Raw genomic sequence first — 21,693 nt, forward strand, 5'->3', positions numbered from 1 at the left:
CATGTCGACCTACTACCAGCCCCGGAAGTACCCCGCGTCGAGCTTCGAATCGATGCAGCCCACCGACGAGGCCCTGCCCGTCGTCATCGTGGGCGGGGGGCCCATCGGTATGGCCGCGGCACTCGGCCTGGCCCAGCGCGGCATCCCGGTCACCATCATCGAGGCCGCCGATCAGGTGTCCTTCGGCAGCCGCGCGATCTGCATCTCTCGCCACAGCCTCGAGGCCGCGGCCCGCCTCGGCTACGGCGCCGAACTCGAGCAGATCGTGCTGCCGTGGGTCGGCGGCCGCAGCTTCTACCGCGACCAGCAGGTCCTGCACTTCCGGATGCCGCTGCGCGACTTCGACGTGCGCCCGCCGATGATCAACGTCTCCCAGTCCGAGTACGAGCAGATCGTCGTCGACACCATCGAGCGGAACCCGCTCATCACCCTGTACTGGTCGGCGAGCATCGCCGGCATTCTGCGCGGCGACGACGAGGTCACCCTCGAGATCGACACCGCCGACGGCAAGCGGCACCTGCGGGCGCGCTGGGTCGTCGCCGCGGACGGCGGCCGCAGCCGGATGCGTGAACTCGCCGGGCTGCGCCTCGAGGGCACCAACTACGAGGGCCGCTACGTCATCGCGGACATCCACTGGGAGTCCGAGCTGCCCGCCGAGCGCATGGTGTGGTTCGACCCGCCGAGCAACCCCGGCTCGACGATCATCATGCACAAGCAGCCGAAGAACATCTGGCGCATCGACTATCAGCTCGACCCGTCCGAGGACGCCGAGATCGAGACCCAGGAGGAGGCGATCCGGGCGCGGATCACGAAGCACCTGGACTGGCTGCAGAACGATCTGCCGTGGACCCTCGAATGGCACGGCTTCTACAGCGCCCGCGCGCTGGCCCTGCGCGACTTCACCCACGACCGCATCCTGTTCGCCGGCGACGCCGCGCACCTGGTGCCGATCTTCGGCGTGCGCGGCCTCAACTCCGGCATGGAGGACGCCGAAACCCTCGCGTGGCAGCTCGCCGCCGTGATCCACGGCAACGCCGAACCTGCACTGCTGCAGGCGTACTCGGTCGAGCGGCACCACGCCTGGGAACAGAATGTCGCGAACGCCGGGAAGTCCACGCTCATCATGTCGCCCGGCAGCCACGGCCACCGCACGACCCGCGACGCGGTGCTCGCGCTCGCGGTGAACCGCCCGGAGTTCGGGCACCTCATCAACCCGCGCCAGTCCAGCGCGACCCACGCCCGGATCTCCCCGCTGACGTGGCCCGTCGCCGAGGGCGTCACCGGTGTGCTGCCGGGCGACCCCGTGGACGACCGGAAGGTGCGTGTCGTCACCGCGGCCAGCGCCGTGGACTCGTCGCTGAACGTGGTGCGCGGAACCGGTTTCGCCGTGCTCGGTGTGGGTCTCGACGCGGATGGCAGCTCGGCCCTGGCTGCCGCCGCGGCCGAACTCGGTGCCGCCCTGTCCCCGGAGAGTGTGCGGGCCGTCCTGGTCGGCGGCGCGGTGGGCGGTGCCCCTGCCGATGTCACCGTGCTCGACGCTCCGGATCTGATCGAGGCCCTCGGCGCGAGGGCCGGCGAGGCGTTCGTGATCCGCCCCGACGGACTGGTGCTGTGCCGTGTGCCGGTGGCCGGGCTGTCCGGTGTCGCGGACGCGCTGCGCACCGGCACCGCCCCCGACGGCCCCGCCGTCCCGGCGCGTCCGGCCGACGCCCTGACCGACGACGAAGAGCGCCGCGAGAACGTGTGGCTGGGCCTGTCCGCCGCGATCGACCAGGCCGACGAATCCGATCGCGAGGGTTTCCTCACCCGTCTCGCCCTGGTCCTCGGTTCGCAGGTCGGGCGCCGTGAGTTCGAGGAAGCCGTCGCCGCCGCGGCCGACACCTCGCCGGTCCGGGTCGCGGAACTCACCCCGCAGGCCTGATCCGGTCCACCGCGGAATGCCGCACCGGCCGCGCCGGTGCGGCATTCGGCCGTCGGGGCGGTCGGCTCAGCGATCGAGGAAGTTCAGCACGTCGGCGGGCAGGCGCTTGCTGCGCATCACGCCCAGGTGCCCCACCCGGCGATACAGCAGCAGCCGCCCGTCGGGAACGCCGCGAGCCGTCTCGCGGAACAGGTCGGCACCGTAGAAGCCGTCGCGGTCTCCTCCCACGACCAGCACGGGGCAGGCGATCTCGCCCAGCCGGTCCGTCAGATCGAAGCCGTCCTCGGCGTCGGCGACCACCAGCATGTCGTCGTATCCGTGCCGGCCCATCGCGGGCTCGAGCAGCCAGCCAGCGATCCACAACAGGCGCCGCGACCAGCCGTGGGCGGCGGTCGCGGCGGCGAGCCCGGCGATCGCGCGGCGGGGACGGCCCGCCCGCACCTGCGCGGCCGCGTCCCGCTGGACCCGCCGGCCGGGGCCGAGCCGATGCGCCGCGATGACCAGGACGAGCCGGCGCACCACGTCCGGATGGTCCGCGGCGAGCTGTAGTGCGATGCTGCCGCCGGTGGAGGTGCCCATCACGTCGACCGGCGCATCGAACCTCTCGCGTATCGCCTCGGCGTAATCGCGAGCCAAATCCGCGATCGTGGTGCCGGCGAGCAGGCCCACCGGTCGATTGACCGACCACACCTCGCGGTGTGCGGCATACGGTTTCATCGCGCCGAGCTGCGCCTTGCGGTCGAATCCCTGCGGGGCTCGGTGATGCGCGCTCAGGCCCGGCAGCAGCACCAGCGGCGCACCCGATCCGAGCCGCAGCCAGGCCATCGCCGGATCCCACGTTCCTTCGGACGCCGTCATCGACCGTGCTCCCGTCGCCGTTGTGCGGTCGCGAACTACCGGGAATCTATCGCGGCGGTCCGGCCACGACCGCGGGTTCAGGAATTCGTCCCGAGGACGTCGAGGACGTCCGCGATCGGTGTCCGGCCGTTGTTGAATTCGATCGTGCGGTGCACCGTCCGCGGGTCTTCGAGCACCGCGGCGGCGACCGCGGCGACGTCGGCCCGGCTCACCCTGCCCCCGGCGGCGGCCGCACCCGTGTCGATCAGCCCCGTCGCCGGATCGGCCGTCAGCGGTCCCGGACCCAGGATCGTCCAATCCAGGTCGGTGGCACGCAGGTGGGTGTCGGCGGCCGCCTTCGCCTGTGCGTACGGAAAGAAGCTGTTGTCCTCGGGAATTCCGTGGGCGGGCCCGGCTCCGAAGTACGACACCATCACGTAGCGCCGCACCCCGGCCTGTTGCGCCGCGGTCATCGATGTGATTGCGGCATCCCGGTCCACCGCGTACGTGCGGTCCGGGTTGCCGCCGCCCGCGCCCGCCGACCACACCACCGCATCGTGGCCGCGCAGCAGATCGGCGAACGCGGCGACGTCGAGGTGCTCGACGTCGGCGACCACCGGGTTGCCACCGGCGGCGCGCACGTCGGCGGCGTGGTCCGGATTCCGGATCAACGCGCTGGTCTCGTGTCCGGCATCGGCCAGCAACCGTTCGAGGTGCAGCGCCACCTTCCCGTGTCCGCCGATCAGTGCGATGCGTGCCATGCCTGTCCTTCCGGGACGTTCGAACCGAGCAGCGTGATCGTCATCAGATTGTGGATGCGCGGGGCCTCCTGCTGCGCCGCGGCGGGACCGAGGAACACCCCGAGATCGGACACCAGGTTGAGCGCCCCGTACATGAGGAACCGCGATTCGACGACGGACAGCTCGGGTCGGACCTCACGCAGGAGGGCCGCCCACTGCTCGATGTTCGAGCGTTGCCGCAGCCGCAGATCCGCGCGTGGCCCGGGCGCCACATTGATCAGCTCCGCGAAATACACGGACATCAGCTCACGCTGTGAGAACGACAGGTCCACGTACACCGCCGTCAGGGCGCGCACCGCGTCGACCGGGTCGGTGGCGGTACGCACTTCCTCGGCGACCGCGGCTTCGAGCCCGTCGATGGCCCGATAGAACGCGGCCGCGAGAATATCCGCCTTCGACGGGTAGTAGCGGTACACCCCGGACGCCGGCAGGCCGACCGCGGCGGCGATCTCCTCGACCCCGATCTCCGCGTATCCCCGGTCGTGGAAGAGCTGGACCGACGCCCGCAACAGATCCTCGCGCATGTTGCCCACCGCGGCGGACTCCGGCACGGCTTCGGGCACGGTCGCGGGCCTGCCGGTCGGCGCGACATCGGATTCGGCGATCGCGGTGCACGCGTCGAGCAGGAGCTGCTCGACGCGGCGCGGGGAGAGCACGAGGCTGTGTGCGGTGATACTGCCGATCACGCTGAGCATCGCGGCGACGGTGACGAAGGCGTCCCCGTCGGACAGTTCGGGGCGGATGCGGATGACGCATTCGCGGATGGCCCGGTTGACCTCCCACGACCTCGTGCGGATGGGCTGCCGGTCCTTCTTGTGCAGGTACCGGCGCTTCCATCGGTAGATGCCCGCCGTGCGGCGGTGGGTGATCGTGGTGCCGATGATCGAGGACAGGTGTGCCCGGAGCTGCTCGTGGGGGTTTCCCGGATGCGCACCCGATGATTGCTCGAGTGCGGCTTCGAGCGCGTCGAGGAGGATCAGGGCCGAGTTGAGGAACAGCGCGTACTTTCCCGGGAAGTGGCGGTAGAGCGCGGATTTGGTGATTCCGACCTCGGCGGCGATGTCCTCGACGCTCACCCCGTGGTAGCCGCGCTCGCTGAAGGCGATCGCGGCCGCGGTTGCGATGCGGTCGCGACGGTCCTTCGGCCGCGACCGGCGCTCGACCGGGGGGGAGGAAGTCTTGATGACCACGCGCACCTGCCTCTGTTCGCTCGGTTTGCCCTGTCGGTGTTGTCCGGTTGCCGCTGCCGTGGGCGTGACGCTCCGTGTGAGCATATGTCAATTCGGCATTTGCGAATCGCTGTCCACATATGCCTGACATCGAGGCTTCATCGGCTTGGTTCTCTCCAGGATTCAACGCTGTGAACTGGAATTATTCGGGGAAGAGTGGTGATCGACTGTCGGACGACTCCTTCGGAATGATTGTTCACAAAATTGAGCGCCCTGCGGCAACGCAGTGATAGCGTCCGTCGCGTCCGTTGGATGCAGGTTCGCGTGCCCGTCCCGATCCATGCCGCCGGTCCGACCGGCGCTCGGCGTTCCCGACCTACTGTCCGCCCATCGTTCAGGAGTCCGACCGGTGCTCGATGTCGCACGCAAAGTCCTGTCCTACGAGATGTCCGTCGCCGAGTTCATCGGTCTCGTCGTTCTCGTTGCCATTCCCTACGGCCTGATCGGGCTGATCTGGACGCTCACGCACACCTCGCACCTCGCCGATATGGAAGGTGTCGATCTGGTGATCTCCTTCCTCGGCTCCGTCGTCTGCTGGCCGGTGCTGACGTTCTCGGACGTGTGCATGACCTAGCGGGTGGTATCAGCGTTCTCCTAACGGACCGATCGGTGCATCGTAGACGACACCGGCCGCCCGGTGAAAAGCCCTGACAGAAACCGCTTGTCCCCAGCTCGCAGACGCTCGGTCCCGTGCCGACCGCGGGGGCGCGCCTGCCCGATCAGATGAGAATCGCTGTTCACTTAGGTCTTGTCCGGCATCGGAGTGTGTGTCACACTTCACCCTGAATTCACGTCTGCTTCCGTACCCGATCGACGGAGCCACCCCTGTGCGAAACCCGAAGGGATGCAGTAGATGACCTACGAATTGCCGGCTCCTCGTGGGCCGGTTCGCGACGTCGCGACCGAGGGCGGATTCCTCATCGGATTCGCCGTGCAGTCGCTCGTCGTTCTCGTCGTCGCCGTGCTGCGGCGCCGGCTGTCGCTGTACGAGACGGTGACTCAGACGCTGTTCATCGGGCGCGTGTGCACGGGGCCGTCGCTGCTGCTGATGATCCCGGTCGGCGTGTTCATCGCGGTGTCGGTCGGCGAGCTCGCCGGCCGGATCGGTGCCGGTGGCTACTCCGGCGCCGTCGTCGCCTTCATCATCGTCGGCCAGGCCTCCGCCCTGGTGTGTGCGCTCATGCTCGCGGGCGTGGCAGGCTCCGCCATCTGCACCGATCTCGGCTCGCGCAAGATCCGTGAGGAGATCGACGCGATGGAGGTCATGGGTCTCGACGTCCTCGAACGTCTCGTCGCCCCCCGCCTCGTCGGTGCCGTCGTCGTCTCGCTCGCGCTGTGCTCGATCGTCACCCTCGGTGGTGTCGGCGCATGCTGGCTCTACCACATCTACGTCCAGCATCTGCCCGCCGGAACATTCATGGCGACCTTCGCCGAGTACGGCCGGCCCGCGGATTTCGTTATGGCGCTGGTCAAGTCGGCCGTGTTCGGCCTGCTCTCCGCGCTGGTCGCGACGTTCAAGGGACTGCACACCAAGGGCGGTCCGCGCGGTGTCGCCGACGCCGTCAACGAAGCCGTCGTCATCGCGTTCGCGCTCGTGTTCATCGTGAACACCGCGCTTTCGGCGCTGTACACGGTCATCGTTCCGGCGGTGGGGGAGTTCCGTTGACCCTGACTGCCCGCGAACCCCTCCATACCGCGACCCGCGCGGTCAACCGTCTCGGCGACAACCTCGCGACGCTCGGCATGCACGTCTCGTTCTACTTCCGCACCATCGGATCGATTCCCTACGCGCTCAGCAAGTTCCGCAAGCATGTGATCGCGCAGATCAGCGAGGTCAGCTTCGGTACCCAGTCCTTGCTGTCCGGTGGCGGCACGATCGGCATCGTGTTCGCGATGTCTCTCGCCGCGGCGATGATGCTCGGCGTCGAAACGCAGCGCGGTCTCGAACTCGTCGGCATGACGACGATGTCGGGAATGCTGTCGGCGGTCGCGAACACCCGAGAGCTCGCACCAGTGGTCGTGGCGATCGCGTTGTCGGCGAAGGTCGGGGTGGGCTTCACCGCGCAGATCGGTGCCATGCGGATCTCGGACGAGATCGACGCGCTCGACTCGATGGCCATCCGGTCGATTCCGTTCCTCGCCGCCACGCGCACGCTCGCCGCGATGGTCTGCGTCATCCCGATCTACATGATCGGCCTGCTCGCGAGCTACCTGTCCACGCGCCTGGTCGTCGTGGTCTTCAACGGGGCGTCGGCCGGTACGTACGACTACTTCTTCCATCTGGTCCTCACTCCTCAGGACCTGCTGTATTCCGGGGTCAAGGCCATGGTCTTCGCGATGGTCGTCAGCCTCGTGCACTGCGCGTACGGGTACTACGCCTCGGGTGGTCCGGCAGGTGTGGGTGCCGCGGCCGGCCGTGCCCTGCGCACCGCGATCCTGTCGATCGGTGTCCTCGACGTGCTGCTCACGTTCGCGCTGTGGGGGCTGGTCCCCGAAGTTCCGGGAATGGGGGTGTGACGTGGATCGACCCACATCACGTGAGAAGACGAAGTACATCCTGTTCGGGGCGGCGAGCGTCTGCGTCGCCCTGGGTGTCGCGGTCGGCATGGTGCTGCGCGGTACCGGAACGTTCGAGGACACGAACGACGTCTTCGTGGAGGTGCCCGCTGCCGTCGGTCTCGTCAACGGTGGGGCACCCGTGCGGTACCACGGTGTCGAGATCGGGCGGATCGCATCCGTCGAGGCAGGCTCGGCCGAGTCGCAGGTGCGCCTGGCGATCGAATCCGACGCGGCGGAGCTCGTACCGTCGTCGGTGCTCGCCCGCGTCGTGCCCCGCACGTTCTTCGGCGACATCTACGTCGAGCTCGTCGACCCGGCCGCCGGCGTCGACCCGGCCGCCGCCGACATCGAGGCGACGGCCGCGTCCGCCGGCAGCACACTCGGGCAGGCCGGCACGATCGCGGTCGACTCGGGTCCGGAAGCCGTCGCGATGTACGACGTGTTCACGAAGATGGCCGGCGTGCTCGACGACATGCGCCCCGACCAGCTCTCCGTCGCGCTGAGCGCACTGAGCAGCGCGCTCGACGGCAACGGCGCGACCATCGGACGCACGATCGACCGCTTCGCCACGGTCAGTGACGAGATGGCCCCCGCCGCCGCCGAATTCCTCGATGCCACACCGCAGTTCGTCGAGGTGATGCGGTCGCTGTCGGCAGCCACCCCGGACATCGTCGGCATGGTCGCGTCCGCCGCCGAGGTCTCCGGTGCGATCGTCGAGAACCGCGATCGGCTGGCCGACGCCTTCGACGCGGCGACGTTGCTCGCCGCATCGGTCGACGGATTCGCCGGTGAGCGCCGGCACGCGATGATCACCGTCACCGATTCGATCGGGACGATCCTCGCGACCACCGCCGCCAACCCGGACGGGCTGTACGGCACCCTTGCGAACGCGGAGCTGTTCGGCAACGCCGGGGCACGGGTCTTCTCGACCGGACGGTTCAACATCACCGCGGTGCCGTCGTTCGCCGACCCGCTGCCGTACACGTCGGCGGACTGCCCGGCCTACGGTTCGCTCACCGGTCTCGAATGCAACAGTCCTGGCAACGGCACCTACAGTGCGCCGACGCGAGTCGTCGGCGGACCGGAGGAGGCCGAGCCGCTGCGGCTGCTCGAAGATGCACTCGATGTCGCCGGCGTGACCGTTCCCGCCTCGCTCCCCGAGGCCGGTGCGGCGCTGAATCCGGCGCTCACGTTCATCCTCGGCCCGCTCGTCCGTGGAAGCGAGGTGCGGATCCCGTGAAACTGAAGCGTTCCCAGATGGTGTCGCTCGTCGGCTACTGCGCCGTCGGTGCGATCTGCGGATCCCTGGTGTTCAACACCCTTGCGGTTCCGGTCCGCGGCTCCACCGACCGCTACGTCCTCGAGTTCACCGACGTCGAGGGCCTCAACGTCGGAAACCCCGTCACGGTGTCCGGTGTGCGGGTCGGCCGGGTCGACTCGGTCGCCGTCGCCGACACGGCCGGTGGCGCTGCGCTCGCGCGGGTGACCGTCGAGATCGAGGGCGATCAGGTGCTCACCGGCGACGTGCAGGCCGCGGTGCGGTACGGCGACATGCTCGGTGCCCGGTACGTGGCGATCACGATGCCCGAACCGTACGTCGACGCCCCCGGCTCGTCCGAGGTGCTGGCACCCGGATCGGTGGTCCCGATCTCGCAGACGACCCCGCCGGTCGACCTGACGGCACTGATGAACGGGTTCCGGCCGCTGTTCGAGTCGCTGCCGCCCGAGGAAGTCAACATTCTCGCCCGCAACATCACCGACACGTTCAACGGGCGCAGCGATGCCGTCGCACAGTTCCTGGACCGGGTCGCGACACTGACCGGCAGCCTCGGTGATCGCGAGGGCATCCTCGGGGAGGTCGTCGACAACATGACCCGGTTGCTCGGCACCCTCGACAACCGCAGCGACGAGCTCAACTCTCTCGTGAACGGTCTTGCTGTACTGGGTGATTCGGTGGTCGGCGACGGAACACGCATCGCCGGGTTCCTCGACACGGGTAGCGCGACGGTCGACGAGGTCGCCGACATCATGGCGCAGTCCGACGGTGCGTTCGCTCGCTCGCTGGCCGGCCTTGCGTCCGTCACCGACACCTGGATCGCGAACACTCCCGAGTTCGAACGCATGCTGGCGAATCTCCCGAACTTCGCGAATCAGATCAACCGCACCGGCCGGTACGGCAGCTTCGTGAGCCTCTACCTGTGCAACTTCACCCTGAAAGCAGGCGACGCAGAAGTGAACATCTTCGGTCCGACCCACTCGCCGGTGTGCCGATGATCCTCTTGACACGACTCATCGATCTCCTCGTCCGCGGCGTCCGATCGCTCGGCGGCCACAACGGGCGGATTCTGCAGAGCTTCGCCTGGATGTTCGTCGTCGTCGTCCTCGGTGCGGGTGTCGCGCTCGTCGCGATCGGGATCGCCCACATCGACGATCTGGTGGCCGTGCTGGAGAATTCCGCGGCCTCCGCGCCGGGGGAGGGAACGCTGCCATGATGTTCCTGGTCAGACTGATCGACGTGTTCGTCGGCGCGCTCGAGTTCCTGTTCGGGTTCGGCCGCCGGCAGAACACCTCGCACATGCCCCTGGTGCTCGGCACGATCGGCATCGTCGTCATCATCGTCGGCCTGGGTGCCGCGATCGGTATCCCACGATTCTGGTACCAGGCCCGAACCGATCCGTACACAGCGGAATTCGCGAACGCCGCCGGTTTGGCGACCGGCGACCCCGTGTACGTCGCAGGTGTCCCGGCCGGGCGGGTCGAGAACATCGTGCTCGCCGGCGACCACGTGGACGTCGAGTTCCGTCTCGACGACAACCGCACCGTCGGCAATACCTCCACCGCATCGGTCCGCCTCGAAACCGTGCTCGGCAAACGCTATCTCGACGTGCGCCCCGGCGGCGTCGACGACGGCGCCGACACCATCCCGCTCGATCGCACGACCGTGCCGTACTCCCTCGACGAGGTCGGTGCCGGTGCGGAGCGGGTGTCGCAGGAGCTCGACCTCGACGCGATGGAACAGATGATGACCACACTGTCGCAGGTGATGCCGTCCGACAGCGGACAGATCGAACGCACCCTCACCGGCATCAGCGCGGCGTCGGCCGCATTCGGCCGCCACAGCGAACAGTTCGACCAGCTGCTCGAGATGTCCCGCCGATTGTCGGTGATGGCGGTCGACCAGCAGGACTCCCTCGTCGAAACCGCCGTGGACGCACGCACTCTCGTCCAGACCATGTCGGTTCGCAAGGAAATGCTGACCGGGCTCGCGAACAACCTGCGCACCGTCATCGCAACCCTGTCGCAGACGTTCACCGAGAACCGCGAGGAAGCCGACCGGCTCGTGGCGAACCTGACCGCCGTGACCGCCACGTTGCAACGGAACTCGGACGACATCGCCGCGCTCATGACGCAGCTCCCGCCGGCACTGCGCACCGTCACCGACGCCACCGGAAACGGCACCTGGGCCGACGTCACCACACCCGCCGCGGTCCTGCCCGACAACCTTCTGTGCGCGATCGGAGTGATGCAGGAATGTCGATGACACAGGAAATGCCGGGGAGCGAACAGCCCACCGCAGCCCGGCCGTCGAACCGGAAGAAGATCGTCTCGCTCGTCGTGGTCGCGCTTCTCCTGATTGTCGCGCCAGTCTGGTACATCTTCGGCCGCACCGACCGGGTCACCACGGTGCACGCCGACTTCGAGTACGTCAACGGCATCTACACCGGGAGCAAGGTCGCCGTCCTCGGCGTCGGTGTCGGCACCGTCACCGACGTCGAACCGCAGGGCACCTCCGTGCGGGTGACGATGACCGTCCCCGAATCGGTGAAGCTCCCCGCCGACGTGTCCGCGTACGTGATGAGCCCCGCGATCATCAGCGAGCGGTACATCGAACTGGGCCCCGCCTACACCGACGGCCCGGAACTGCCCGACCGGTCGACCATTCCGATCGAGCGCACGCATTCGCCGATCGACATCGACGGGATGCTCGGCAGCCTCTCGACACTCGTCGACTTCATGGGACCGGACGGCGGCGACGTCGGCTCGGTGCTCACGAGCGGCGCGCAGACCTGGGGCGGGCAGGGCGAGGCCTTCAACAACGCCATCCGCGACCTCAGTGCCGCCACCGGAGTCATCGGCGGAACCTCCGACGACTTCTCGGTGCTCGTCGAGAACCTGTCCACGCTCATCGAGGCGATGGACGCACGGCAGGTGTCCCTGGACAGCATGGTCGACGACATGTCCACGTTGTCGACGGTGTGGCAGGACGCGGACCTCGACATCACCGTGCCGCTCGAGGAATTGCAGACGGTTTTCGCCGAACTCGACAGCTTCGTCTCCCAGCACCAGGACAGCTTCGGTGCGATCTCGACGAACCTGGAGGGCCTTGGCTCCGCCCTGACCGGCAACCAGGCCGGGCTCGCGGAGTTCATGGACCTCGTGCCGCTCATGATGCAGAACCTCGAGAACACGGTCGGTCCCGACGGGCGCAGCCGCATCCGGCTGAACGTGTCGACGAACCTGACCCAGTTCGCGGTCGCCGGCCCGCTGTGTGCGGAGCATCCGCTGCCGCTGTGCACCGGCGCCGGATTCACCAACCCCATCACGTTCCCGATCAGCGCGTCCGATCCGCTGGGAATCGTCACCGCCATCACCGGAGGGAATCCGTGACCCCGACACCAACCTTTCCCTCCCGGCGGCCAGTCCGCGTCGCCGCGCTGGCGGCCGCGGTCGCAGGCGCGGTCGTCGTGTCCGGCTGCGGGTACGGCATCCAGGATCTTCCCGTCGGGCGGTCCGCCGGTGCCGGTGCGTTCGACGTCGAGGTGCAGCTGGCGAGCGCCGACGGCATCGTCCTCGGCGCCGATGTCCGATACGGCCAGCAGATCGTCGGGCGGGTCGCGTCCCTGAACACCGCGACCACCGGTGCCAGCTTGCGGGTGTCGCTGCAGCGTGAGCTCGAGGTTCCGGACAATGTTCTTGTGTCCGTGGAGATTCCGTCCGCGTTGGGCAGTCCGTATCTGCGGCTCGTCACCCCGGTGGACGCGTCCTCGGAGCGGTTGTCCGACGGTGACGTGATCGATGTGGAGAACACCGATCTCGGCCCGCGTGTCGAGACGATGCTCGCGTCCCTCGGCACCGTCGTCAGCGGCAGCGGAATGGATCAGCTTGCGACCGTCGTCGACGAACTGAACGTCGCGTTCACCGGACGGTCCGATCGGGTGCAGTCGCTCGCCGACACCGCAACCGATCTGATGACGCGGGCGATCGACCAGCAGACCGCGTTCGACGAGGCGATGACGCTGGCCGCCGACGTCACCCGCCGGATGGCAGACGAAGAGCAGACGATGGACACCTATCTCGCGAACACGGCGGGTGCGGTCGAGGTGCTCGTCGCGCAGCGCGACTCCATCTCCGCGCTGCTCGACTCGACGACCCGCCTCGCCGTGAACGTGCAGGCACTGACAGGTGCCGTGCCGCAGGGACCGGCCGGGTTGCTGACCGACGCGGGGACGGTCGCGTCCACCCTCCAGGCGTTCAACGACCGCATGGGCAGCACCCTCGCGGCCATGAACGCGTTCATGGATGCGTTCGGGAAGGCCGTACGCGGCGACTACCTCGTGTTCGACGGTGCCCTCGAGATCCCGGAGAGCATCGACACGGTCCTGACCGGCGGCGTCTTCACGGGGACCCCGGCCGAACCGTCATCGACGTCCCTGCAGGATCTGCTCGGAGGAGGCACCAGATGAAGAAGATCGTCCTCGTCCAGCTCGTCCTGTTCGCGTTGACCGCCCTGATCGTGGTCCCCTACGGCATCTACTACATCGTCGGCCCGCGTGGACTCGGCGACGAGATGCGGCTGTCCGCCTACGTCGACGACGCGCTCGGTGTCTCGGAAGGCACCGTCGTCACCTATCGCGGCGTCCAGGTCGGTGCCGTGTCGGCGGTGTCGGTCGATCCGCAGCGCGGCGGCGCCCGAATCGAACTCGAGCTCGAAGGTGGCACCGAGATCCCCACCGACTCGATCGCGAAGATCACCCAGGGCACGCTCGCCGGCATGCTCAACGTCGACATCTTCCCGCGCGTCGATCACGGGCCGTACCTCGCGAGCGGCGATTCGATCGAGATGCCCGCCGAGGAGCAGCCGATCCAGATCGCCGAAACGCTCGCCAGCACGGCAGCGCTGCTCGACACGGTCGAACCCGGCACCATCGCCACCGTCGGTGCCGAACTCGGCGCGGCGTTCCAGGGTCTGGGCCCCGATCTGGCGCGGCTCATCACCGACGCCGACGACCTGTCCGGCCGTCTCGAAACCCACGCGACGGATCTGACCGAACTGCTCAGCCGCACGGCAGGTTTGACATCCACGATGGCGAACAACTCGGAGCGGTTCGTCGACGGCATTGCCGCGGCTCGCACGATCGCGGACACGCTGTACGCCAACGAGGACCGGATCGGTGAGATGATGACGACCACTCCGGATGCCATGCGTCGCGCGGACGGTGTGCTCGCCGCCAACGAGGACTCCTTCGCGGCGGTCCTCGCCGACCTCGTCGACGTCGCACCGATCATCTCGGACCGTTCGGCCGCGCTGCAGACCGGGCTGGTCGCGCTTCCCCGTGGTCTGGCCGCACTCGAATCCATCGTGCACGGCGACCGCGCGGACTTCGCGCTCATCGCGACGCAGGGGCCGGTGTGTGTGTACGACACGCCGCGCCGTCAGCTCGGCGACGAGTCGCCGGTGACGGTCGACCTCACGCACTACTGCCCGCCCGGTGAGGATCACGGCCAGCGCGGCGCACAGAACGCTCCGCGGCCGAACGATCTCGGTGTGGCGAATCGGACGACGCCCGGCACGCTCATCGGCCCCCCGGTCGTCGCCGATCCGATCCTCATCCCGGCGGGCGAAGAACTCGCGGCCTTCTGGCGGATGCTGCTCCAGGGCATCGGCAGTGAAGGGAACTGACAGGTAGGAACCACGTCCGGTGCCGATCCGGCACCACCGTCCGAACAGAACCTCAGGAGGACCCGATGCCCGCGCATTACCTCGACGAAACTGTGGAAACCGAACCCGTGCTGACCTCCGAGCGCGCCCGAATCAAGATCACCAGTGGCCCCAATCGGTGGAGCCGGAAGAAGCATGCCCTGTCCGACGCCATCGACTTCTGGTCGTTCGCCGGCGCCGCCTCGAATGTGATCATGCAGCTCGGCTGGCCGGAGGTCGCCTACGGCGTGATGGAGAGCCGCGTGCCGTCCGGTTCGCTCGTCCACCACCCGTGGAAGCGTGCGCGTACCACCACGCAGTACCTGGCGGTCGCGATCCTGGGTACGGACGAGGAGCGCATGGCGTTCCGTGAGGCCGTCAACGGTGCGCATCGGCAGGTGCGCTCCGATGAGAACAGTCCCGTGAAGTACAACGCGTTCAACCGCGAGTTGCAGATGTGGGTGGCCGCGTGCCTCTACGTCGGCATCGAGGACAGCTACCAGTTGCTGCACGGCACGCTCGACGAGGAGCAGATCGAGGACTTCTACTCCACAGCATCGAAACTCGGGACGACACTGCAGGTCACCGAGGAGATGTGGCCCGCCACCCGAGCCGACTTCGAACGCTATTGGAACCGCGGCTGCGAGCGTGTCGTGTTCGACGAGACCACCAGGCAGTTCCTGCTGGATCTCGTCGGGCTGAAGATGATCAACTGGCCGATGCGGAAGATGTTCGGAAACCTGCTGCGGTTCCTCACGATCGGGACGCTGCCCCCGTACTTCCGCGAACAGCTCGGCGTCAGCTGGAGCGAGGACGACCGCCGCCGTTTCGAGCACCTGTTCGTCTTCGTCTCGTTCGTCAACCGGTTCATTCCGAAGTTCATCCGGCACGGTGGCAGCCTCGCGCTGATGGTGGACCTTCGTCACCGCCTGAAGTCCGGCAGGAACATCATCTGACACCGGTCATCCGAGTTCATGATGGTCGCGCATTCGACCGACCTCGACCCGGACGGGCTGCTGCGCCGATATCTCGGCGATCGGCGGTTCCTGCTTGCGTTGCCGCGTGCGGTGGGTCTGCAGATGCTGCATCCGGCTCTCGCTGCGGGAATGGAGCATTCACGAACACCGCGTCGGCTGTGGCTGCACAAACGGCACACCGTTCCGATTCTGATCCGGATGGCGTACGACGACACGGACCTGTCGTCGATCATCCGGCGCGGGCACGAGCACATCAAGGGTGTCGACGATCTGGGCCGTCGCTATCACAGCCTGAATCCGGACCTGTTCCAGTTCCAGCACGCCACCTACGTGGAAACGCTCGTCACCATGATCGAGACGTTCGTGCGGCCGTTGACCGACCGCGACCGGGAGGATCTGTACCGCGACTGCGGCGCGTGGTACCGCCGGTACGGGATCAGCGACCGGGGGCTACCGGACACGTGGGCCGGGTTTTCCGGCTGGTTCGACGACACGTGCCGCACGGTGCTGCATCGGACCTCGCGGGGCGACTTCTATCGGGACCAGATATTGCGTCCGCGGGACTGGGTGCCGCGCGGGGTGCCCACCCGCGCCGTGCGGGGACTGATGCATCCCATCGCGCAGGAGATGTGGGGGGTCGAGGTGACCGCCGCCGACCGGCGGGCGTTGCGCCGCTACGTTCTGCGACGCAAGGCGGTCGCCGCACTGTCCCGTCGTCCGTCCGACGCTCCCCGGCTCTGACACGGACTATCGCGCGTAACATTCGGCTGCCATGATGTGCCGATGACATCTGGCTTCCTGGAACTGCGGCACGTCGAATGCGAAGGTCCCGCGGACTATCTGCCGGCGCTCGAAAGGTTCGGACCGGTGCACACGGTCCGGTTGTGGCGAGAGCCGCTTCCGGAGACGGTCGACTATCGGGGGATCGTGGTGATGGGTGGCCCGATGGGAGTGAACGACGGGGCGCTCGTGCCGTGGATCGACGACGAGATCGCTTATCTGCGTTCAGCTCTCGCATCGAATGTTCCGGTGTGGGGTGTGTGTCTGGGTGCGCAGTTGCTGGCGGCCGCGCTGGACGCGAAGGTCTATCCGGGTCAGGTACCGGAGGTCGGGGTGTGCGATGTGGAACTGACCGACGCGTCCGCGGCGGACCCGGTGTGGGGTGAACTGCCGGCGAGTTTCCCGACCCTGCAGTGGCACGGCGACACGTTCGATCTGCCGACGGGAGCAACGCTGCTGGCGTCGTCGCCGGCGTATCCGAACCAGTTGTTCCGGCACGGCCGCAGCTACGGCGTGCAGTTCCACCTCGAGGCCGGTCCCGACGTCGCCGCGCAGTGGCTCGCGATCGACGAATACCGCCGGGCCCTCGAGGACACCCTCGGAGCCGGTGCGGCCGAGGAGATGCTCGCCGAACTCGGGTCCGTGCACACGCAGACATCCGCGCAGGCGCACGCGGTCATGACGCGGTGGGCCGAGTCGATCGCCTGAGCACGACGATTCACCGAGCGGTCAGCGGGCGACCCGCTCCAGCGCGGCGTCGACGAGATATTCGGCGATGGCCATCGACGACGTCGCGCCGGGGGAAGGTGCGTTGCGCAGGTGCACGAGACGTCCGTGTCCGGTGACGACGAAGTCGTCCTCGAGGCTGCCGTCGGCGTTCATCGCCTGGGCTCGAATTCCCCGGGGCCCGCGCACCACGTCGGCGACGGTGAGACCGGGAACGTATTTCGCTGCCTCGGTGACGAACTCACGGGTGCTCACCGCGGTCCTCAGTTCGCGCAGCGCCGCCGGTACGTTGCGGGCCGCGAACCGTGCGAAACCGGGGAAGGCAATCGCATCCCACAGGTCCCGCGCGGAGCCGGATCGCCTGGCGTAGGCCTCCCGGCCGGGGGAGAGGAAGGCGTTGGGACCGAGCATGATCGAACCGTCGATCCGTTTGGTCAGGTGCACGCCGAGGAACGGGTAACGCGGATCCGGCACCGGGTAGATCAGGCCGCGCACCGCCGTCGAGAGCTCGGGTCGCAGCAGGTAGTAGTCACCGAGGAAGGGCACGATCCGCGGGGTCGCCGCGTCGCCTGCGGCGCGGGCGAGCCGGTCCGACTGCAATCCCGCGCAGGTGATCACGAGATCGAACGCCTCGGTGCCGGACCCGGTCCCGACGAGAACCTCGTCGCCGCGGGGGCTCAGGCCGGTGACCTCGATGCCCGTGCGGACGGTGCCGCCCGCCGCGACGACGTCGCCCGCGAGGGCGGTGGTGATCGCGACGTAGTCGACGATCGCGGTGTGCGGGGAGTGCAGTGCAGCGACCCCGCGGGCACGCGGTTCGATCGCTTCGATCTCCTGCGGGCCGATCCTCCGGACGCCGGGCACCCCGTTCTCGGTGGCCCGTGCGGAGATCGCGTCGAGGCGGCCGAGTTCGGAGCCGTCGAGTGCGACGACGAGTTTGCCGCACTCCTCGTACGGCAGGTTCCGCTCGGTCGCGTAGTCGCGCAGCAGGTCCACACCGCGGCGGCACAGTCGTGCCTTGAGGCTGCCGGGGGTGTAGTACAGCCCGGCGTGGACCACGCCGCTGTTGTGCCCGGTCTGGTGCGCGGCGAGGTCGTGTTCCTTCTCGAACAAGGTCACGGTGGCACCGCACTCGGTGAGCCGGCGTGCCGTTGCGGCACCGATGATTCCGCCGCCGACGACCGCGGCTCGTAGCGCACTCATGCGCGCAATGGTAGGTGCCCGTACGGCAATCGGACGCCGGGTGCAGGTACCTCGAGTTCGATATCCCTGCCAGACGCCGACGGGTGCCGCCCCGCGTCCCTCACCGAGACGGAGTGACACGGGGCGGCGGCAGCCGGCAGATCAGCGGTTGCGGTCGGAGCTGTAGCCCCACAGCCAGTCGGTGTACTTGTAGCTCGACGTGTCGCGGATGCGGAACAGCTCGTTGCGGGCCTCGCGGCCGGCGCCGTCGAGGTGCCACAGGTCGCCCCACATGCGGCCGGTCGTCAGGATGCGGTTGCAGCGCGGTGCGCGTTCCGCGTTGACGTCCCGGAGGATCTTCGGCCAGTTCTTCGTGTCGCCCTGCAGATCCGCGGCCGCGTAGTCGGCGAGGCACTTGGCATCCTCGAGCGCCATGACGGCACCGGATGCGAGGTACTGCAGCGGCGGGTGCGCGGCGTCGCCGAGCAGAATCATGCGACCGTCGACCCAGTTGTCGATCGGGTTGCGGTCGAACATCGGCCACCAGCGGTCGGTCCACAGGTACTTCAGGGCCGCCTGCACGCTCTCGTGGCAGTGGTCGTACGCGTGGGCGAGTTCCTCGGGGCTGCCCCACTTCTCCTCGCCGCGCAGGAACGCGGGCGACTGGAAGACGGCGACCTGGTTGAGCATCTCGCCCTGGCGCAGCGGGTACTGGATGAAGTGGCAGCGCGGGCCGATGTAACCCACGACGTCCTCGATCTCCTCCTCCAACGGCACCTCGCTCATCGGGAAGGTGCCGCGGAAGGCAACATATCCGGAGCCGACCGGCTTGTCGTCGGAAAGCTTCGGGCGCAGCCGCGAGTGCAGACCGTCCATGCCGAGCGCGACGTCGCCGACGTGCTCCTCACCGTTCTCGAGGATGACGCGCACGGTGTCACCCTCGGTGACCACGTCCTCCACGCCGGAGTTGACGCGCAGGTCGGCGCCGGCCCTACGGGCCGCCTCGACGAGCACCGAATGCAGGTCGGAGCGGTGCACCACGAAGTACACACCGCCGTAGTGCTGCTGGTAGTCGTGGCCGAGGTCGACCTTCGTGAGGATCTCCGCGGTCACCGCGTCCCGAAACACGAGGTTCTTGGGCAGCACACCCTTGGCGATGACCTCGTCGTACACACCGAGCGACTGCAGGATGCGCGAGCCGTGCGGGCCGATCTGGAGGCCGGCGCCCACCTCGCCGAACTCGGGAGCCCGCTCGAACAGCGTGACCTGGGCACCCTCGAGGGACAAGGCGAGGGCATTGGCGACACCGCCGATGCCGCCACCGGCAATGAGAACTCGTGCGTCCTTCAGATCGGACATGACACTCCTTCGGGTCGTGAGAAGCGGGGGTCGATGATCAAACCGCGATAGTGGGCGACGATCGCACCGCGATCAGTGGGTGACGATCGCACCGCGATCAGTGGGCGACGATCGCACCGCGATCAGTGGGCCAAAATGGGCCCGCGCAGCGGTTCATGTTGGGCGGGGAACTTCTTCCAGATCACGGTCAACAGCAGCGACGAGATCAGGGCGCTGATGCCGAAGAGGACGAAGTTCGAATCGGCACCGAGTCCGGCGGCGAGCAGCCAGCCGCCGATCTGCGGGGCTGCGACGGCGCCGATGCGTCCGACGCCGAGTGCCCAGCCGAGGGCGGTGCCACGGAGATGGTCGGGGTAGTAGGAGGCGACCGCGGCGATGATCAGGGCCTGCGTGCCGTGGGTGCCGACACCGGCGAGCACGAAGATCAGGTAGACCGCGGCGACCGGCGGATCGAGCAGCAACGTCAGCAGGGCGATACCGGCGATGAGCGCGGCGATGATGCTGGTCGGCACCGACCCGAAGCGCACCCCGCCCCAGGCGGTGATGAAGGATCCGGCGACCGCGCCGAGATTCAGCGCCAAGGCGAACGTGAGCGCGTTGCCGAGGTCGGTGCCTTCACCCTGCATGAGCTTGGGCAGCCACGTACCGAGTCCGTACCAGGCCAGCAGCGTCACGATCGTGACCGCGGCGAACATGATGCTGATGGTGCGGAAACGTGCGCCGAGGAGCGCCTTGAATCCGCCCTCGGAGCTGTCGGGATGGGTGTCCAGTACCGAGTGGCTCGGCAGCACCTTCATGGCGAGCGGAACGAGGATCAACAAGGGGATCAGGGCAAACGCGAACATCGGACGCCAACCCCAGTTGGGGATGACGGGGATACCGATCAGTGCCGCGATCGACCCGCCGATCGGGACGCCCGACATCATCATGGTGGCCACGGCAGCGCGCCACTTGTTCGGCACCAGTTCGGCGGCCAGGGCATTCGAGGTGGGTACGAGGCCACCCAGCCCGATGCCGGCGATCAGACGCAGCAGGCCGAAGACGATCGGTCCCGGTGCCATCGCACAGAGGGTGGTGAAGATGGAGAGAACGACCACGCAGCCGATGACTGCCTTTTTTCGTCCGATCGCATCCGACAATCGGCCGGCGAGCACCGCGCCGATCATCATGCCGACGAACGCGAGGCTTCCCAGGGTCCCGGCGGTCGAGGCGCTGATGCCCCACTCGTCCTGCAGACTCGATATGACATTGCCGTAGACGATGAGGTCATATCCGTCGAACACGACGAAGAGCCAGCAGACGATCACCGCGATCACGTGGGCACGGGGCAGGGTGATGCTGCCGCCGACCCGCGTCGGTGAAACCTCGTTGGATGGATGCATCCTTCAACGGTGGGTGCGCACCACCTGTCGATGCAATAAAGTTCTGCTATGCAGAACAAGCCGAGGGGCAAGATCCGGAAGCCGACGTACATGCTCGAGTCGGTCGACAACGCGTTGCGTCTGCTCCAACTGCTTCGCGACGCAGGGGCTCTCCGGCTCAAGGATGCGGCCCAGGAACTCGGCACGGCCCCGTCGACGGCACACCGCCTGCTCGCCATGCTGGTGTACCGAGGGTTCGCGGTGCAGGACGAGAAGAGGATGTATCACCCGGGTCCGGCGCTGGGGGTCGGTCCCGCACAGCACGGATGGACACGCGACTTCACCGACACGTGCCGGCCCCACATGGAAGCGCTCGCGGCGCTCGCCGACGAGACGATCAACCTCGTCATCCGCGTGGGATCACAGGCGCGTTTCCTCTGGACCGCCGAGGCCGCGTCGATCCTGCGTGTGGGCGATCGCCGAGGTCAGGTGCTACCTGCGGAGCTGACCGCCGGCGGGCGCATCCTGCTGGCGGAACTCCCACGTGCGGTGCTCGAGCAGCTGTATCTGCGCCCCGCGGACGAACCCAGCATCAGTCAGGGGCCGACGCCGGCGTACGAGACGGACCGCCGGATGGCCATCGGCGAGTTCGAGGAGTTCCTGCACGAACTCGAGGCCGCGCGCAAGTTGGGATTCGCGGTCAACGTCGAGCAGACGGAGGAGGGCGTCGCCGCGATCGGAGTGGCCATCCGCAACGGGCGCGGCACGGCCATCGGGGCCATCACCGCCGCGGTGCCGGTCACCCGGTACCGGCAACACCTACGCGGAAAGCTCGTCTCACAGATCCAGGCCGCGGTGCGGGGGATCGAGGTGGACATCGCACGTATCGACGGACCGGAGACGCAGTATTCTGCACAGCAGAAATAGATGGCCTGTGGTGATCGAGGCCCCCTACGTTGGAATCAGCGCCGGACAACGAGATG

At 67.9% G+C, this 21,693-nt stretch carries 21 protein-coding genes; 15 read left to right on the plus strand and 6 right to left on the minus strand.

The genetic code is table 11. From position 1 onward, the window contains the following. Position 1: 1 nt before the first annotated feature. On the plus strand, positions 2-1,921 hold the full coding sequence (locus RZ1_RS06000; RefSeq protein WP_072810101.1) for an FAD-dependent monooxygenase: 1,920 nt from the start codon (positions 2-4) through the stop codon (positions 1,919-1,921). A 66-nt stretch (positions 1,922-1,987) separates the two neighbouring features. Here the strand turns inward: RZ1_RS06000 and RZ1_RS06005 are convergent, their stop codons facing one another. The 3 genes from RZ1_RS06005 to RZ1_RS06015 all read right to left on the minus strand — a co-directional run bounded on the left by RZ1_RS06005 (position 1,988) and on the right by RZ1_RS06015 (position 4,748). Beyond that, positions 1,988-2,779, minus strand: coding sequence for an alpha/beta fold hydrolase (locus tag RZ1_RS06005; protein ID WP_072810103.1), 792 nt, complete (start codon positions 2,777-2,779; stop codon positions 1,988-1,990). 77 nt (positions 2,780-2,856) lie between these two features. Further along, positions 2,857-3,519 (minus strand): SDR family oxidoreductase, encoded by a 663-nt coding sequence (locus RZ1_RS06010; protein ID WP_072810104.1) that lies wholly within the window; start codon positions 3,517-3,519, stop codon positions 2,857-2,859. Beyond that, the gene (locus RZ1_RS06015) at positions 3,501-4,748 is read right to left on the minus strand and encodes a TetR/AcrR family transcriptional regulator (protein ID WP_169917876.1); all 1,248 of its coding nucleotides are present in this window, start codon (positions 4,746-4,748) and stop codon (positions 3,501-3,503) included. Before RZ1_RS06015 ends, RZ1_RS06010 begins: the two co-directional genes overlap by 19 nt. A 424-nt stretch (positions 4,749-5,172) precedes the next feature. On the opposite strand from RZ1_RS06015, the gene RZ1_RS06020 reads away from it, so the two are divergent. The 13 genes from RZ1_RS06020 (at position 5,173) to RZ1_RS06080 (ending at position 16,790) form a co-directional block, all read left to right on the plus strand. Further along, complete coding sequence (locus tag RZ1_RS06020) at positions 5,173-5,361, plus strand: hypothetical protein (RefSeq protein ID WP_072810231.1); 189 nt, start codon at positions 5,173-5,175, stop codon at positions 5,359-5,361. A 279-nt stretch (positions 5,362-5,640) separates the two neighbouring features. Continuing rightward, the gene (locus RZ1_RS06025; RefSeq protein WP_072810107.1) at positions 5,641-6,453 is read left to right on the plus strand and encodes an ABC transporter permease; all 813 of its coding nucleotides are present in this window, start codon (positions 5,641-5,643) and stop codon (positions 6,451-6,453) included. Between the two features lie 2 nt (positions 6,454-6,455). After that, positions 6,456-7,304 carry an ABC transporter permease gene (locus RZ1_RS06030; protein ID WP_238071972.1) on the plus strand — a complete coding sequence of 283 codons (849 nt, stop codon included), beginning with the start codon at positions 6,456-6,458 and terminating at the stop codon, positions 7,302-7,304. A 1-nt stretch (position 7,305) separates the two neighbouring features. Next, the gene (locus tag RZ1_RS06035; protein ID WP_072810111.1) at positions 7,306-8,586 is read left to right on the plus strand and encodes an MCE family protein; all 1,281 of its coding nucleotides are present in this window, start codon (positions 7,306-7,308) and stop codon (positions 8,584-8,586) included. Next, positions 8,583-9,620 carry an MCE family protein gene (locus tag RZ1_RS06040; protein ID WP_072810113.1) on the plus strand — a complete coding sequence of 346 codons (1,038 nt, stop codon included), beginning with the start codon at positions 8,583-8,585 and terminating at the stop codon, positions 9,618-9,620. The genes RZ1_RS06035 and RZ1_RS06040 overlap by 4 nt, the downstream gene beginning before the upstream one ends. Next, the gene (locus RZ1_RS06045; RefSeq protein ID WP_139281776.1) at positions 9,617-9,838 is read left to right on the plus strand and encodes a hypothetical protein; all 222 of its coding nucleotides are present in this window, start codon (positions 9,617-9,619) and stop codon (positions 9,836-9,838) included. Before RZ1_RS06040 ends, RZ1_RS06045 begins: the two co-directional genes overlap by 4 nt. Next, positions 9,838-10,887 carry an MCE family protein gene (locus RZ1_RS06050; protein ID WP_072810232.1) on the plus strand — a complete coding sequence of 350 codons (1,050 nt, stop codon included), beginning with the start codon at positions 9,838-9,840 and terminating at the stop codon, positions 10,885-10,887. Before RZ1_RS06045 ends, RZ1_RS06050 begins: the two co-directional genes overlap by 1 nt. Further along, positions 10,884-12,014: an MCE family protein gene (locus RZ1_RS06055; protein WP_238071970.1), complete on the plus strand. Its 1,131-nt coding sequence runs from the start codon at positions 10,884-10,886 to the stop codon at positions 12,012-12,014. The genes RZ1_RS06050 and RZ1_RS06055 overlap by 4 nt, the downstream gene beginning before the upstream one ends. Beyond that, entirely contained in the window at positions 12,011-13,090 is a 1,080-nt protein-coding gene (locus tag RZ1_RS06060) for an MlaD family protein (protein ID WP_072810118.1), read from the plus strand. Before RZ1_RS06055 ends, RZ1_RS06060 begins: the two co-directional genes overlap by 4 nt. Further along, a complete protein-coding gene (locus tag RZ1_RS06065; protein WP_072810120.1) occupies positions 13,087-14,307 on the plus strand; it encodes an MlaD family protein in 1,221 nt (406 codons plus the stop codon). Before RZ1_RS06060 ends, RZ1_RS06065 begins: the two co-directional genes overlap by 4 nt. Before the next feature lie 65 nt (positions 14,308-14,372). Then, positions 14,373-15,281, plus strand: coding sequence for an oxygenase MpaB family protein (locus RZ1_RS06070; RefSeq protein ID WP_072810122.1), 909 nt, complete (start codon positions 14,373-14,375; stop codon positions 15,279-15,281). A gap of 18 nt (positions 15,282-15,299) precedes the next feature. Continuing rightward, positions 15,300-16,043, plus strand: coding sequence for an oxygenase MpaB family protein (locus tag RZ1_RS06075; protein ID WP_238071971.1), 744 nt, complete (start codon positions 15,300-15,302; stop codon positions 16,041-16,043). Between the two features lie 42 nt (positions 16,044-16,085). Further along, positions 16,086-16,790, plus strand: coding sequence for a type 1 glutamine amidotransferase (locus tag RZ1_RS06080; RefSeq protein WP_072810236.1), 705 nt, complete (start codon positions 16,086-16,088; stop codon positions 16,788-16,790). 21 nt (positions 16,791-16,811) lie between these two features. On the opposite strand, the gene lhgD is transcribed toward RZ1_RS06080, so the two are convergent. The 3 genes from lhgD to RZ1_RS06095 all read right to left on the minus strand — a co-directional run bounded on the left by lhgD (position 16,812) and on the right by RZ1_RS06095 (position 20,731). Next, the gene (gene lhgD, locus RZ1_RS06085) at positions 16,812-18,011 is read right to left on the minus strand and encodes an L-2-hydroxyglutarate dehydrogenase (RefSeq protein ID WP_072810124.1); all 1,200 of its coding nucleotides are present in this window, start codon (positions 18,009-18,011) and stop codon (positions 16,812-16,814) included. A 141-nt stretch (positions 18,012-18,152) separates the two neighbouring features. Further along, on the minus strand, positions 18,153-19,349 hold the full coding sequence (locus RZ1_RS06090) for an FAD-dependent monooxygenase (RefSeq protein ID WP_072810126.1): 1,197 nt from the start codon (positions 19,347-19,349) through the stop codon (positions 18,153-18,155). Between the two features lie 122 nt (positions 19,350-19,471). Next, a complete protein-coding gene (locus RZ1_RS06095; RefSeq protein WP_072810128.1) occupies positions 19,472-20,731 on the minus strand; it encodes an MFS transporter in 1,260 nt (419 codons plus the stop codon). Between the two features lie 48 nt (positions 20,732-20,779). Here RZ1_RS06095 and RZ1_RS06100 point away from each other — a divergent pair, with 48 nt between their 5' ends. Further along, positions 20,780-21,637, plus strand: a complete 858-nt coding sequence (locus RZ1_RS06100) for an IclR family transcriptional regulator (RefSeq protein ID WP_072810130.1) — start codon at positions 20,780-20,782, stop codon at positions 21,635-21,637. Positions 21,638-21,693: the final 56 nt, after the last annotated feature.

Source organism: Rhodococcus zopfii NBRC 100606 = JCM 9919 (assembly GCF_001895025.1).
GTDB lineage: Bacteria > Actinomycetota > Actinomycetes > Mycobacteriales > Mycobacteriaceae > Rhodococcus > Rhodococcus zopfii.

What these genes read in the sequence shown, in the direction of transcription:
- RZ1_RS06000 (WP_072810101.1), top strand. Translation starts at nt 2, where the DNA reads ATGTCGACCTACTACCAGCCCCGGAAGTACCCCGCGTCGAGCTTCGAA.
- RZ1_RS06005 (WP_072810103.1), bottom strand. Translation starts at nt 2,779, where the DNA reads ATGACGGCGTCCGAAGGAACGTGGGATCCGGCGATGGCCTGGCTGCGG.
- RZ1_RS06010 (WP_072810104.1), bottom strand. Translation starts at nt 3,519, where the DNA reads ATGGCACGCATCGCACTGATCGGCGGACACGGGAAGGTGGCGCTGCAC.
- RZ1_RS06020 (WP_072810231.1), top strand. Translation starts at nt 5,173, where the DNA reads ATGTCCGTCGCCGAGTTCATCGGTCTCGTCGTTCTCGTTGCCATTCCC.
- RZ1_RS06025 (WP_072810107.1), top strand. Translation starts at nt 5,641, where the DNA reads ATGACCTACGAATTGCCGGCTCCTCGTGGGCCGGTTCGCGACGTCGCG.
- RZ1_RS06045 (WP_139281776.1), top strand. Translation starts at nt 9,617, where the DNA reads ATGATCCTCTTGACACGACTCATCGATCTCCTCGTCCGCGGCGTCCGA.
- RZ1_RS06050 (WP_072810232.1), top strand. Translation starts at nt 9,838, where the DNA reads ATGTTCCTGGTCAGACTGATCGACGTGTTCGTCGGCGCGCTCGAGTTC.
- RZ1_RS06055 (WP_238071970.1), top strand. Translation starts at nt 10,884, where the DNA reads ATGACACAGGAAATGCCGGGGAGCGAACAGCCCACCGCAGCCCGGCCG.
- RZ1_RS06065 (WP_072810120.1), top strand. Translation starts at nt 13,087, where the DNA reads ATGAAGAAGATCGTCCTCGTCCAGCTCGTCCTGTTCGCGTTGACCGCC.
- RZ1_RS06070 (WP_072810122.1), top strand. Translation starts at nt 14,373, where the DNA reads ATGCCCGCGCATTACCTCGACGAAACTGTGGAAACCGAACCCGTGCTG.
- RZ1_RS06075 (WP_238071971.1), top strand. Translation starts at nt 15,300, where the DNA reads ATGATGGTCGCGCATTCGACCGACCTCGACCCGGACGGGCTGCTGCGC.
- RZ1_RS06080 (WP_072810236.1), top strand. Translation starts at nt 16,086, where the DNA reads ATGACATCTGGCTTCCTGGAACTGCGGCACGTCGAATGCGAAGGTCCC.
- lhgD (WP_072810124.1), bottom strand. Translation starts at nt 18,011, where the DNA reads ATGAGTGCGCTACGAGCCGCGGTCGTCGGCGGCGGAATCATCGGTGCC.
- RZ1_RS06090 (WP_072810126.1), bottom strand. Translation starts at nt 19,349, where the DNA reads ATGTCCGATCTGAAGGACGCACGAGTTCTCATTGCCGGTGGCGGCATC.
- RZ1_RS06095 (WP_072810128.1), bottom strand. Translation starts at nt 20,731, where the DNA reads ATGCATCCATCCAACGAGGTTTCACCGACGCGGGTCGGCGGCAGCATC.
- RZ1_RS06100 (WP_072810130.1), top strand. Translation starts at nt 20,780, where the DNA reads ATGCAGAACAAGCCGAGGGGCAAGATCCGGAAGCCGACGTACATGCTC.